11 protein-coding genes are annotated in these 13,012 nt (G+C 52.3%); 9 read left to right on the top strand and 2 right to left on the bottom strand.

Features of this window, described 5'->3' with window-relative positions; all coding sequences use genetic code 11:
- Positions 1–2 precede the first annotated feature (2 nt).
- The 3 genes from aroF (at position 3) to serC (ending at position 4,042) form a co-directional block, all read left to right on the top strand.
- Positions 3–1,067, top strand: coding sequence for a 3-deoxy-7-phosphoheptulonate synthase (gene aroF, locus AB1S56_RS07410; RefSeq protein WP_340871408.1), 1,065 nt, complete (start codon positions 3–5; stop codon positions 1,065–1,067).
- A 245-nt stretch (positions 1,068–1,312) separates the two neighbouring features.
- Entirely contained in the window at positions 1,313–2,737 is a 1,425-nt protein-coding gene (gene glnA, locus AB1S56_RS07415) for a type I glutamate--ammonia ligase (RefSeq protein ID WP_340871407.1), read from the top strand.
- Between the two features lie 219 nt (positions 2,738–2,956).
- A complete protein-coding gene (gene serC / locus AB1S56_RS07420; RefSeq protein ID WP_340871405.1) occupies positions 2,957–4,042 on the top strand; it encodes a 3-phosphoserine/phosphohydroxythreonine transaminase in 1,086 nt (361 codons plus the stop codon).
- A gap of 66 nt (positions 4,043–4,108) precedes the next feature.
- On the opposite strand, the gene AB1S56_RS07425 is transcribed toward serC, so the two are convergent.
- The gene (locus tag AB1S56_RS07425; RefSeq protein ID WP_340871404.1) at positions 4,109–4,828 is read right to left on the bottom strand and encodes a response regulator transcription factor; all 720 of its coding nucleotides are present in this window, start codon (positions 4,826–4,828) and stop codon (positions 4,109–4,111) included.
- Positions 4,829–4,950: 122 nt separating this feature from the next.
- On the opposite strand from AB1S56_RS07425, the gene trmL reads away from it, so the two are divergent.
- The 3 genes from trmL (at position 4,951) to AB1S56_RS07440 (ending at position 7,298) form a co-directional block, all read left to right on the top strand.
- Positions 4,951–5,415, top strand: a complete 465-nt coding sequence (gene trmL / locus AB1S56_RS07430) for a tRNA (uridine(34)/cytosine(34)/5-carboxymethylaminomethyluridine(34)-2'-O)-methyltransferase TrmL (RefSeq protein ID WP_340871403.1) — start codon at positions 4,951–4,953, stop codon at positions 5,413–5,415.
- 124 nt (positions 5,416–5,539) lie between these two features.
- Complete coding sequence (locus AB1S56_RS07435) at positions 5,540–5,788, top strand: AbrB/MazE/SpoVT family DNA-binding domain-containing protein (protein ID WP_340871402.1); 249 nt, start codon at positions 5,540–5,542, stop codon at positions 5,786–5,788.
- Between the two features lie 313 nt (positions 5,789–6,101).
- Positions 6,102–7,298: a PLP-dependent aminotransferase family protein gene (locus tag AB1S56_RS07440; protein WP_340871400.1), complete on the top strand. Its 1,197-nt coding sequence runs from the start codon at positions 6,102–6,104 to the stop codon at positions 7,296–7,298.
- Here AB1S56_RS07440 and AB1S56_RS07445 read toward each other — a convergent pair.
- Positions 7,282–8,001, bottom strand: coding sequence for a DUF2161 family putative PD-(D/E)XK-type phosphodiesterase (locus tag AB1S56_RS07445; RefSeq protein ID WP_340871399.1), 720 nt, complete (start codon positions 7,999–8,001; stop codon positions 7,282–7,284). The two genes, AB1S56_RS07440 and AB1S56_RS07445, sit on opposite strands and share 17 nt — an antisense overlap.
- A gap of 243 nt (positions 8,002–8,244) precedes the next feature.
- On the opposite strand from AB1S56_RS07445, the gene AB1S56_RS07450 reads away from it, so the two are divergent.
- The 3 genes from AB1S56_RS07450 to AB1S56_RS07460 all read left to right on the top strand — a co-directional run bounded on the left by AB1S56_RS07450 (position 8,245) and on the right by AB1S56_RS07460 (position 12,994).
- Positions 8,245–10,140 (top strand): PrkA family serine protein kinase, encoded by a 1,896-nt coding sequence (locus AB1S56_RS07450; RefSeq protein ID WP_340871398.1) that lies wholly within the window; start codon positions 8,245–8,247, stop codon positions 10,138–10,140.
- A 156-nt stretch (positions 10,141–10,296) separates the two neighbouring features.
- Entirely contained in the window at positions 10,297–11,307 is a 1,011-nt protein-coding gene (locus AB1S56_RS07455; protein WP_340871396.1) for a globin-coupled sensor protein, read from the top strand.
- 229 nt (positions 11,308–11,536) lie between these two features.
- Positions 11,537–12,994: a circularly permuted type 2 ATP-grasp protein gene (locus AB1S56_RS07460; protein WP_340871395.1), complete on the top strand. Its 1,458-nt coding sequence runs from the start codon at positions 11,537–11,539 to the stop codon at positions 12,992–12,994.
- Positions 12,995–13,012: the final 18 nt, after the last annotated feature.

The following is a 13,012-nucleotide window of genomic DNA, read 5'->3' on the forward strand; positions in this document are numbered from 1 at the left end:
ATATGATCGTCATTACGAAAAACAACATTGCGGATGAAAGACTGAATGAAATTGTGAAGGTGATTGAGAATGGAGGCGTTCAGGCTCACGTGTCGCGCGGAACCGATCGTACGGTGATCGGCATCATCGGCAAAGCGGAGCCTTCCCTTGCCGAGCATCTCCGCTCCATGAAGGATGTAGAGAACGTCATCAAAATTTCAAAGTCCTATAAGCTGGCCAGCCGTGACTTCCATCCGGACGACACCATCATCGAAATCAAGGGGGTCAAAATCGGCGGCAGCAATCTGGTCGTAATGGGCGGACCTTGCGCGGTTGAGACGCCGGAGCAGATCGACGAGATCGCTCGACTGGTCAAAGCGGCGGGCGGCCAGGTGCTCCGCGGGGGTGCGTTTAAGCCAAGAACGGGTCCTTACAGCTTCCAGGGCATCGGCGTTGAAGGGCTTGCCATGATGGCGGAGGCCGGCAAGAAGCACGGGTTACTGACGATTACGGAGGTTATGACGCCGGAATACGTGGATGTTTGCGCGGAATATGCCGATATTCTTCAGGTGGGAACGCGCAATATGCAGAACTTCGATCTGCTGCGCAAGCTAGGCACCATCCAGACGCCTGTGCTGCTGAAGCGCGGCTTCAGTTCAACCTACGACGAGTTCCTGAACGCGGCGGAATACATCCTGGCGGGCGGCAATCCGAACGTTATGCTCTGCGAGCGCGGAATCCGAACGTTCGAGACTTACACAAGAAACACGCTTGACCTGAGCGCCATTCCGGTGCTGCAATCCCTCAGCCATCTGCCGGTGATCTCGGATCCGAGCCACGGTACGGGCCGCAGGGAATTAGTAGAGCCGATGGCCAAAGCTTCGGTCGCCGCAGGCGCAAACGGGTTGATTGTCGAGATGCATACCGACCCGGACAACTCCATGACAGGCGATGGCGTGCAGTCGCTGTTCCCAGACCAATTCGCAGCTTTGTTGAAGGACCTGGCGCTGCTTGCGCCTATCGTCGGCAAGCAGTTCGACACGCCGAAGGAGCCTGCTGAAGCCTTTAAAGAATGGAAGGTCGTATAACGGTTTCTTATAGCCCCGGCATCCTCAAATGGGATGTCGGGGCTTCACTTTGCAGCGGGAAAACGCTACCAATGTGAACAGATGTTCAAACTTGTAAGTATACCTAACATAGTGATAAAAAATACCTGACATAGCTATTGACGGAGTGGAAACGGTAGTTTTATAATAACAACAAGATTTGGAGCAATTATTGAACATTCGATGTTCAAATACCAGTTAATGTTCGGAAATGGAGGAAGTTTAGAATGTCAGTTCAAAAGGTTTTGGAAACAATCAAAGAAAACAACATTCAGTTTGTGGATTTCCGTTTCGTAGGTCTCGACGGTGCAGCTCATCACATCACGTTGCCTGCTACAGAGGTGGACGCTGATACTTTCGTAAATGGCGTTGCATTCGACGGTTCCTCGATTCCTGGCTTCCGCGGCATCGAAGAGTCCGATATGGTTATGATGCCAGATACAGAGACGGCTTATGTTGATCCTTTCACAAGCCATCCAACCTTGAACGTTATGTGTAACATCCACACGCCGGACGGCGATCGTTATGACCGCGATCCGCGCAGCATCGCTCAAAGAGCTGAAGAGTACCTGCAAACGACAGGAATCGGCACAACGGCATTCTTCGCTCCTGAATCCGAGTTCTTCATCTTCGACGATGTTCGCTACGAGAGCTCGATGAACACTTCCTTCTTCTCGGTGGATTCCGAGGAAGGCGCTTGGAACACAAACCGCAAAGAAGAAGGCGGCAACCTGGGCTTCAAGGTTCCAGTCAAAGGCGGTTACGTGCCAGTTGCTCCGGTTGACTCCCAACAAGACATCCGCAGCGAGATGGTTCGCCTGATGCAAGAGTCCGGCCTTCGCGTAGAGCGTCATCACCATGAGGTTGCTACTGCTGGCCAAGCGGAAATCAACTTCCGTTTCGATACGCTGACTAAGACTGCCGACAACCTTCTGAAATACAAATATATCGTTCACAACGTTGCTCGCCAATGGGGCAAAGTTGCAACATTTATGCCTAAACCGCTCTTCGGCGACAACGGAAGCGGCATGCACGTTCATACGTCCATCTTCAACGGCGACACTCCGTTGTTCTATGACAACAAGGAGTACGCGAACCTGAGCAAGCTGGCTATGAGCTACATCGCGGGCATTCTGTACCATGCTCCGGCTCTGATCGCTATCACGAACCCTTCGACGAACTCGTTCAAACGTCTGGTTCCTGGCTATGAAGCACCGGTTAACCTGGTATTCTCCAAAGGCAACCGTTCCGCTGCGGTTCGTATTCCAATCGCTGCTGTTACGCCAAAAGGCTGCCGTATCGAGTTCCGTACACCGGACTCCACTGCTAACCCATACCTGGCATTCGCAGCTATGCTGCTTGCAGGTCTGGACGGCATCAAGAAAGGTCTTGACCCGGTTGCTCTGGGCTATGGACCGTTCGACAAAAACATCTACGATCTGCCAGAAGAAGAGAAAAGAGAAATCCGCAGCGTTCCAGGCACACTGGACGAAGCGCTTGACGCTCTTGAAGCTGATTCCAGCTTCCTGACAGAAAGCGGCGTATTCTCCCAAGACTTCATCGACAACTATGTGGCTTTCAAACGCGCAGAAGCAAAAGCGGTATCCATCCGCGTGCATCCGCACGAATACAGCCTCTACTTCGGTTGCTAATAGCAGCTCCAATAAACAATGGAACGAGCCCTCTGGGCTCGTTCTTTTTGGTATAAATAATGGATCGGATACATTTGCAAAAAACCGAATATTTATTGAAGATTATTATAAATATGTTCGACTTTTCAATGATTTTCTTCCTATTCCCCTTGATGCAGGCGTTCAAAATTGCTATCATAGCCATATCATGTACAAAGAATGAGGGAGTGGGACGACAGGATGGCCAGAGCATTTAATTTTAACGCGGGACCGGCGGCAATTCCATTAGAGGTGCTGCAGCAAGCCCAGGAGCAATTTGTCGATTACCATGGCGCGGGCATGTCGATTATGGAGATGTCGCATCGCAGCGCATTGTACGAGGACGTCAATAATGAAGCACAAGCTTTGATGCGGGAGCTTCTCGGCATTCCGAGCCATTATGAAATTATGTTCCTTCAGGGCGGAGCAAGCACGCAATTCGCGATGCTGCCAATGAACCTGCTGCGCGAAGGGCAGCCTGCAGCCTACGTACAGACGGGCGCATGGGCGGACAAGGCGATTAAGGAAGCGAAGCTGATCGGAGAGACGGTCATCGCCGCATCCACAGCAGAAGACAAGTTCATGCGGATGCCTAACCTGGCTGAAATCGCGGTTCCGGCGAATGCTTCCTATCTTCACCTGACCTCCAACGAGACAATCGGAGGCACGCAATTCCACGAGTTCCCTGACACGGGCAGCGTTCCGCTTGTTGCGGATATGTCCAGCGATATTCTGAGCCGCCCCATTGACGTCAGCAAGTTCGGCGTGATCTACGCCGGCGCACAAAAAAATCTTGGTCCATCTGGCGCAACGGTTGTTATTATGCGCGAAGATCTGGTCAAGGATAACCCGAAGACCATTCCAGCGATGTTCCGCTATGAGACGCATGCCAAAGCAAAATCGTTATACAATACACCGCCGTCCTTCGCGGTCTATATGGTTAGTCTTGTTCTGAAGTGGATTCAAGCCAAAGGCGGCGTCGCGGAGATGGAGCAGTACAACCGCGACAAAACGAAGCTGATCTACGATGTAATCGACGGCAGCGGCGGCTACTACAAGGGCTGCGCTCACGAGGGAAGCCGTTCCCTCATGAACATTACGTTCCGACTGGGCAGCGAGGAGCTGGAGAAGCAGTTCGTGAAGGAATCCGAGAAGGAAGGTTTTATCGGATTGAAGGGGCACCGTGATGTAGGCGGCCTGCGCGCTTCCACGTACAATGCCGTGCCGCTTGAAAGCTGCCAGGCGCTTGCGCAGTTCATGAAGGACTTCCAGCAGCGTAACGGCTAATGAACGACAAAACCGCCCTAACCTTCGAGGTCTGTCGAAGGCAGGGCGGTCTTTCGTCATCGGAGCCTATGCCAGAGACGACTCATTCGCCATGGCTGGGCCGTTCAGCTTGTAGCCGACATTTCTAACTGTCATAATATATTCAGGTGTTCTTGCGTTTTTCTCAATCTTATCCCTGAGATGGCTAATATGAACGTCGACTATACGAGTGTCGCCGAGGAAATGATAGTCCCAGACGCCATGCAGCAGCTGCTGGCGGCTTAACACCTTTCCTTTGTGCTTGCAGAGGAAGAGGAGCAGCTCGAATTCCTTGGGTGTCAGCTCGACCTGGTTGCCGTCCAGATACACCTCGCGTTGATCGGCATGCACCTGCAGTCTGCCGATGGAGAAGATGATATCATCAGTTCCGCCCGGCAGCGATTGAAGACGGCGGAAGATGGCTTGAATACGCGAGATCAGCTCCTGCGGGCTGAATGGCTTCGTCATATAATCGTCGGCGCCATTATCAAGTCCGGCGATTTTATCTGTTACATCCTGTAGCGCGGTTAGCATAATAATCGGTACAGCATTGTTCTGCTTGCGAAGCTCTCTGCACACTTGAATTCCGTCCATCTTGGGCAGCATGAGGTCAAGCACAATTAAGTCGGGGCGGAACGGCTTAAGCATATCGAATACGGCTTCGCCGTCGCTGACGCATCTGACATCGTACCCCGCGAGCTTCAAGTTGAATTCAATTAGCATGGAGATCGATGGCTCGTCATCCACGACCAGAATTTTTTTACGCATGCGGTAATCTCCTTTACCTGCTAGTTTAAACCTATTATGAAGGCGTACATTATTCCTGAGATTAACGGTGCGTTAAGCGAATGTAAAATATTAAAAGGAAGCAACGTAAGGAGCAGTCAATTATGGCCTTTCATATCGTGCTGGTTGAACCGGAAATACCGGCCAATACCGGCAATATCGCAAGAACCTGCGCCGCAACAGGCGCGCATCTGCATCTTGTCAGACCGCTTGGCTTTGATACGGACGACCGTACGCTGAAGCGCGCGGGACTGGACTATTGGCATGCGGTGCATGTCCATTATTATGATTCGTTCCAGGAGCTGAGGGACCAGTACCCGGAATCGCGTTTTTATTTTGCCAGCACACGGGCGACTAAGGTTTATTCCGAGTTTCGTTATGAGGATGGGGATTTCTTCGTATTCGGCAAGGAGACGAAAGGCCTGCCTCAAGAGCTGATCGACAGCAATCTTGAGACCTGTATTCGGATGCCGATGACCAGTGATGTGCGTTCGCTGAATTTATCCAATTCGGCGGCCATCGTTATTTATGAGGCGTTTCGACAAAATGGCTTTGTTGGGCTTCGATAAATTGCGTGAAAATTAGAATTTAATGTTGTCGGAAGGAATTGTGAAGTGGGCGTCGAAACACTATTACTGCATAGGTTTCTCAAGCTACTTACAAAATAGACATAATAAAGAGGTGAATCATCTGATGAAACCAGCGGGAGTGGTAAGAAAGGTAGATCAGCTTGGACGCATTGTGCTTCCGAAATCATTGCGCAAACGATATTTGATGAACGAGGGCGACCCTGTTGAAATATTCGTTCAAGGCGATCATATTATTTTAGAGCGTTATCGTCCAAAATGCGTTTTCTGCGGATCGATGTCTGATGTGCGCGAATTCAAAGAGCGTTACGTATGCGGCGTTTGCATGGACGAGATGGGATATCTGAAGCGTTAGTCGGAATGATGGCTTGACCGGGCATCGGTCGAGTCTCCTCTAACGAAATGAAGCTTCCATGTACTAAGCATTCGCTTAGCATGGAAGCTTCATTTGTTTTATAGGCCGCTAGTTTTGTCGTCGTTATACGAGCTGGTCAGGATTGCTGCGATAAACAGAACCAATACGGTCATGACAATGATGAAGTTCACGGTTTCGACACCTCCAGTTAGCTATTTTTATTATAACCAACAAGTTTCAAAAAGAAAACTTTAAATGTTGTGAACACATTGTTAACATATAGGATATGAGTATGATGAGGAGGAAGGAAACAATGGAATACCGGTTTTCGACAAGCGTATCGCAGCTGAAGTCATCGGCGGTGCGGGATATATTGAAGCTTACGCAAGGGAAGGATATGATCTCCTTCGCAGGGGGATTGCCGGCGGAGGAATTATTCCCTGTGGAGGCGGTTCGCGCCGCGGCGGACAGCGTGTTTCAAGGCGGTCCGGGAGCGCTCCAATATGGATTGACTGAGGGCTACTTGCCGCTGAGGGAGCAGATCTGTGCCCGGATGGCCGTCAAGGGCATGCATGTCACTCCTGATGAGATGATTCTGACAACTGGCTCTCAGCAGGCGATTGATCTGCTGGTGCAGGTGCTGATGGAGCCGGGAGACGTTATTCTGGTGGAACGTCCTACTTATCTGGCAAGCCTGCAGGTGTTCGCTATGCGCGGCGTCAAGGTTATTGCTGCGGAAAGTGACGAATTCGGCATCATACCGGAGTCGGCGGAGGAGCTGATTCGACAGCATCAGCCTAAGCTGCTGTATGCGGTGCCAACCTTCGGCAATCCGACAGGGCGCGTATGGAGCCTGGAGCGTCGAAAGCGGATGCTCGAGCTTTGTCGCCAGCATAACATGCTTATTATTGAAGACGATCCATACGGAGATATTCAGTTCGACAAAACCGAGCAGTTTCCGTCGCTGTTCTCCCTGGGCGGCAAAGCGGAGGGCGGCCATGTCCTGTATACAAGCACGTTCTCGAAGACGGTTGCTCCGGCGCTTCGAACAGGCTGGGCGATCGGCGACAGCCGCGTAATCCGTATGGTTGCCAAAGCGAAGCAGGCTGCCGATCTTCATTCCAGCACGATGGATCAGCAGGTTCTCAGCCAGCTGCTTAAGCAGTTTGATCTGGACGCTCATATCGACCTCATCTCCAGGGAATACGGCGCGCGTATGCTGGAGATGGAGAGCCTGCTGAGAAAAGCGGCGCTGCCTGATCTTCACTGGGTAACGCCCAAGGGCGGCATGTTCATCTGGGTGGAGCTTCCGGACGGGATGGAGGCGGAAGCATTGCTCCGCTGCGCGGTGCAGAAGGGTGTCGCGTTTGTACCGGGCAGCTCCTTCTATGCGGATGATGCCATGCGTAATACGATGCGCCTGAATTATACGCACAACAAAGGCGCGCGCACAGAGCAGGGCGTCGCGCGCCTTGTGGAAGCGATTGGCGAGTTTACAGTTCGCAGCTAAGGGTCCATTCGGCCAGCACATCGCGGTATTGCTCCAGCGCTGCAGCGCCTTGTGGCACCAAGGCATACCTGCCGCGCTCCAGACGCTGGAACCAGCCGTAATGATTGGTTCGCATCAGCTCGCCGCTTCTGGCAAAGCCCGTCGCGGCGGCAACCTCCCGCGGAGCGGAGGGGCCGCGCTTGCTCAGGACGTAGGCGCAGCGCAGCGCCTTCTCCCGGTAAGCGGTGACCAGCTTGCGTCCGCTGCTGCCGCCGACGTTGTAATCGCCGCTGCGTTCCCGGAACTCCATCAGCAGCCGTTCGCGCTTGCGATGGCGCGCGCCTCTGATGGGAGGGTCGCCGGGCTCACAGAGCCATTCCACGACCGGCGCCTTTGTTTGGTAGAAGGTCACGGTCATCAGGCCGAGCCCAAGCATGCGGCACAGCTCGGTCAAATCGCCGAAGCGCTGGTTGTGCGCGCCCTTCTTCCTGCGGTTGCGCTCAACTGCCAGCACGACATGATCATTGATTCGCAGGCGTTCAATCCCTTGCAGCAGCAAGGCGAGATTGAACGTCTTTTTCATTTCGACTATGATCGTCTCTTCCTTTAGAGGATGCATGGCAACTAGATCGCAATGCTTGACCTCGCTTTTGACCTGGTAGCCTCTGTCTTCATAATATCGTTTGATCGGTTCGTATAATTCTTCTTCTCGTTTGACTGCCACGCTGACGTCTCTCCTCTCCCGCTCGACTGGGCGTCGTTACACTATTATAACAAAGGACTGACAGGGCTTGGCCCTGATTTGCGGCTGTCCACAATAAATTTGTGGGCAATTTCCGGTTGGAATAAGCATAGGTATGTAATACTTCACAAATCAGTTAGGACCATGAGGTCATTGTTTGAGTTCGTCATTCCCGTGCGGAGTAGGCAAAATGCGGAAAGCGGAAGCGATGGGAGGAGGCACAGCATGGACATTTTTAAACGGATATCGGAATACCAGGCAGAAGGCGAGAGGCTGGCGTGGACAGGGACCTTCAAGGAGTATATCGAGCTGCTGAGAAAGGATCCCTCCCCTGCCATGACCGCACACGCGCGCGTCTACGAAATGATCGAGTCTTATGGCATCGAAGAGGTCGGAGGCCGCAAAACGTATAAGTTTTTCGAGCAGGAAATCTTCGGTTTAGATCGAGCTGTAGAAAAGCTGGTGGAGGAATACTTTCATTCGGCGGCTCGAAGGCTTGATGTCCGCAAGCGGATATTGCTGCTGATGGGACCCGTCAGCGGGGGCAAATCGACGATTGTGACCATGCTCAAAAAAGGGCTGGAGAAGTTCTCGCGAACCCAACGCGGCGCCGTCTATGCGATAAAAGGCTGTCCCATGCATGAAGATCCGCTTCACTTGATCCCTCATGAGCTGAGGCCCGAGATCGAGAAGGAGCTGGGGGTAAGAATCGAAGGCAATCTGTGCCCGTCCTGCCAGCTGAGGCTGCAGACGGAGTTCGGCGGCAATATCGAAAATGTTATGGTGGAGCGGGTATTTATCTCCGAGGACAATCGCGTGGGCATCGGCACGTTCAGTCCATCCGATCCGAAGTCTCAGGACATCGCGGACCTGACCGGAAGCATCGACTTCTCCACGATTACGGAATTCGGTTCGGAATCCGATCCCAGAGCTTACCGGTTCGATGGAGAGCTTAATAAGGCGAACCGCGGCTTAATGGAATTCCAGGAGATGCTGAAGTGCGACGAGAAGTTTCTGTGGAATTTGCTGTCCTTGACGCAGGAGGGCAATTTCAAGGCTGGGCGGTTCGCGCTCATCAGCGCGGATGAGCTCATCATCGCGCATACGAATGAATCCGAGTACAAATCGTTTATCAGCAATAAGAAAAACGAGGCGCTGCAGTCCCGGATGATCGTTATGCCGATTCCTTATAACCTTAAGGTGTCCGAGGAAGAAAAAATTTATGAAAAGTTGATTGCGCAAAGCGACATGCGGCATATTCATATTGCCCCTCACGCTTTGAAGGCTGCGGCGATATTCTCCATATTGACCCGCCTGAAGGAAACAAAAAAGCAAGGCATGGATCTTGTGAAGAAGATGCGCATGTATGACGGGCAAGAGGTAGAGGGCTTCAAGGAAGCGGACCTTAAGGAAATGCAGAATGAGTATATCGAAGAGGGCATGACCGGCATCGATCCGCGTTACGTTATAAACCGGATTTCCAGCGCCCTTATCAAGCATGATATGCAGTGTATTAACGCTCTGGATGTGCTAAGAGCGCTTAAGGATGGTCTCGACCAGCATCCTTCCATTACGAAGGAGGAGCGGGAGCGCTATCTCAACTTCATCTCCATTGCGCGCAAGGAGTACGACAGCCTGGCCAAGAAAGAAATCCAGAAGGCATTCGTCTATTCGTTCGAGGAGTCGGCGCGCACGCTGTTCGAGAACTATCTGGATAATATCGAGGCGTATTGCAACTGGGCCAAAATTAAGGATCCGCTTACAGGCGAGGAGATGGATCCGGACGAAAGGCTGATGCGTTCGATCGAGGAGCAGATCGGCGTGTCGGAAAATGCAAAAAAAGCGTTTCGCGAAGAAATTCTTATTCGTATCTCCTCTTATTCGCGCAAAGGCAAAAAATTTGACTTTACGAGCCACGAGCGTTTGCGGGAAGCCGTAGAGAAGAAGCTGTTCGCGGACTTGAAGGACATCGTTAAAATCACAACATCGACCAAGACGCCGGATGAAAGCCAGCTGAAGCGAATTAACGAAGTCACGAAGCGGCTGATCGACGAGCATGGGTATTGCCCGGTATGCGCCAACGAATTGCTGCGTTACGTTGGAAGCCTGCTTAACCGGTAATGAGCCGGAGAGTCAGAAGAAGCCTTCGCGAGCAAGCTTTGCGAAGGCTTTATTCGCTCTTTTGCCATAGTTTGCGGAATTAAGGCCATAAGCTTCCTAGTGATTCGCGTTATAATAGGGATAGACTTACATATCTCTTAAGGAGCTGCATTCCTATTGATTAACGTATCCGAAGCACGCCAGAAACAGCTAGATTATACCGGGATCCGGGAACATGACCTGCGGCTGCTAGCCGAGCATAAGGCCATATTCAGCGCGGTTGTTGATGAAGTTGTCAATCGATTCTATGACAGGATTGAGCAGCAGCCTGAGCTTGTTGCGATTATCGATAATGTAAGTAATGTTGAGAGATTGAAAGAAACGCAGCGGGTATACTGGATGTCGCTGACTAACGGCTTGATTGATGAGGCCTTTATCCAAAATCGGATTCGGATCGGAGCTGTTCATTCGCGCATCGGCTTAACAACCAGCTGGTACCTTGGCGCTTATCTGAATTATTTGGACATCGCGGCTGATGTGCTGAAGCGGGTCATACCGGAGACGTGGCAGTCTGTCCTTCATGCTCTGTCCAAGATGTTCAATCTCGACTCCCAATACGTCCTTGAGGCGTATAATGAATTCGAGCAGCAGCGCATTCAGGAGCTTGCGGACAGCCGTTCCGCCATGCTGCATACCGTTACGAACGCCGTCCAGCAATTGGCTGGACTGATGGTTGAGCTGGATGAGGGAGCTAGATCCATTGCGGCTACGGCGGTTTCGACCTCCCAATCCCAGGATAAGACGCATATGCTGTTGGGAGAGCTGAGACACGAGCTGGAAGGTATACATGAGATGGGGGCGCTTATCCGCGGTTTGTCTGATCAGACGCATCTGCTGGGCTTGAACGCGGCCATTGAGGCGGCTCGGGCAGGCGAGCATGGCCGCGGCTTCGAGGTCGTAGCCAATGAAGTGCGCAAGCTGGCCTCCTCCTCCCGCCAAGCGCTGGAGGGCATTGGGGGCAAGGTGGTTGAGATTGAGAAGAAGCTGCGCGCTGTTCGCAGCGAGTCGGAGCTCACGTCTCAGGAGGCTCGCAATCAGGCAGGCCGTTCCCAGGAGCTGGCGGCATTTGTGCAGATGGTAGAGAAGGTGACTCAGGATTTGCAGCAATTGCATTCATCGGATCAATAGACAGGGCATTATCTGAAGCAGGGGATCTCGGAAAAGCAGAGATGTCTCTGCTTCTTTTATGTAATATAAGTTGACACTAAAAATTGGATTATAGTATGATAATCCTAACATTAACCTGCTACTGTGTCATTAATGTTAAGAAATATAACCTATATATGACACAAGAGAGGGTATTGGGGAAGCTGTAAGCGGCAAAACGCTTACATAGAGCAGAAGGAGGCGGTTGTCCATGTCGACGGCCAAACAGTCGCAATCGCATTATTACGATGCCGGGTCCTTTTATGACGAGATGTTCGACAAGGATTGTTCCATTCGACCGCATTACGGGAGTGTACACCGCTTGTTCGATCGGATGAAGCCACAGGAGCTTGCGTTCAAGGCGCAGGCCTTCCACCAACGCATGCTGGAGGAGGGCATCACGTTCACGCTGTATAGTGAATCGCAATCTGATCCGCTGGAGAGGACGATTCCCTTCGACTACATCCCGAGGGTCATACCGCAGCATGAATGGCAGTTGATTGACCATGGTGTAAAGCAGCGGACGAAGGCGCTGAACGCCTTTGTGCAGGACGTGTACCATAAGGCGCGGATAGTCAAGGATGGTATTATCCCGAGGGGGATGATCCTGTCGAATACGTACTTCCGACCGGAGATGGCTGGTCTTGAGGTTCCTGGAGGCGTCTATGTCACGGCTTCGGGCATCGATCTGATCCGCGACGAGAAGGGAAGGTATTTCGTCCTGGAGGACAATCTGCGATCGCCGTCCGGCTTCTCCTATCTCTTCAAAGGCCGGACCTTGATGAGCGAGCTGTTCCATGAGCTTTACCTCTCCTGCTCTGTGCAAAGCGTTGACCGCAGTCTGAATTGCTTCCTCAGTGCCTTACGTCATCTGTGCCCCAATGGCAAACGCGACCCGCTTATCGTGCTGCTCACGCCGGGGGCCTTCAACTCCGCCTACTACGAGCATGCCTTCCTGGCACAGCAGATGGGGATTCAGCTTGTAGAAGGAAGAGATCTAGTATATAAGGATCATAAAATTTATTTGCGCGGCATCGGGGGCATGCGGCAAGTGGACGTCATCTATAGAAGGATCGACGACAGCTTCCTTGATCCGCTTGCGTTCCAGCCTGATTCGATGCTTGGCGTTCCTGGCCTGATGAACGCGTACCGCGCAGGCAATGTAGCCATAGCGAATGCGCCGGGAACGGGCATTGCGGACGATAAGGCGATATATGCTTACGTTCCGGATATGATCCGGTATTATTTGGGCGAGGAGCCGATCCTCCATAATGTGCCTACCTATATCCTGACCCGAGATGAGGAGAGGGAGTTTGTGCTGGCCAACCTGGATCAGCTGGTCGTCAAGGAAACGTCGCTTTCGGGCGGCTACGGCATGCTGATCGGCCCCTCTGCCAGCTCCAAGGAGCTGAAGGCATTCGCCGAGGCGATTCAGAGGGAGCCGTCGCGTTATATTGCCCAGACGACAATGAAGCTGTCACAGGCGCCTGTTATGCTGGATGGGCAGATGAGTCCGAGGCATATCGACTTGCGCGCATTCGCGCTAATGGGCCAGGATACGCATGTCATTCCCGGCGGACTGACGCGGGTGGCTATGCAGGAGGGTTCCTTGGTCGTTAATTCCTCGCAAGGCGGAGGAGTGAAGGATACGTGGGTTCTTAATCGATAATTGAGGGAGGGCTTTTGC

Source organism: Paenibacillus sp. PL2-23, assembly GCF_040834005.1.
Classification (GTDB): domain Bacteria; phylum Bacillota; class Bacilli; order Paenibacillales; family Paenibacillaceae; genus Pristimantibacillus.

What these genes read in the sequence shown, in the direction of transcription:
- trmL (WP_340871403.1), top strand. Translation starts at nt 4,951, where the DNA reads ATGGCCTTTCATATCGTGCTGGTTGAACCGGAAATACCGGCCAATACC.
- AB1S56_RS07440 (WP_340871400.1), top strand. Translation starts at nt 6,102, where the DNA reads ATGGAATACCGGTTTTCGACAAGCGTATCGCAGCTGAAGTCATCGGCG.
- glnA (WP_340871407.1), top strand. Translation starts at nt 1,313, where the DNA reads ATGTCAGTTCAAAAGGTTTTGGAAACAATCAAAGAAAACAACATTCAG.
- AB1S56_RS07435 (WP_340871402.1), top strand. Translation starts at nt 5,540, where the DNA reads ATGAAACCAGCGGGAGTGGTAAGAAAGGTAGATCAGCTTGGACGCATT.
- serC (WP_340871405.1), top strand. Translation starts at nt 2,957, where the DNA reads ATGGCCAGAGCATTTAATTTTAACGCGGGACCGGCGGCAATTCCATTA.
- AB1S56_RS07425 (WP_340871404.1), bottom strand. Translation starts at nt 4,828, where the DNA reads ATGCGTAAAAAAATTCTGGTCGTGGATGACGAGCCATCGATCTCCATG.
- aroF (WP_340871408.1), top strand. Translation starts at nt 3, where the DNA reads ATGATCGTCATTACGAAAAACAACATTGCGGATGAAAGACTGAATGAA.
- AB1S56_RS07460 (WP_340871395.1), top strand. Translation starts at nt 11,537, where the DNA reads ATGTCGACGGCCAAACAGTCGCAATCGCATTATTACGATGCCGGGTCC.
- AB1S56_RS07450 (WP_340871398.1), top strand. Translation starts at nt 8,245, where the DNA reads ATGGACATTTTTAAACGGATATCGGAATACCAGGCAGAAGGCGAGAGG.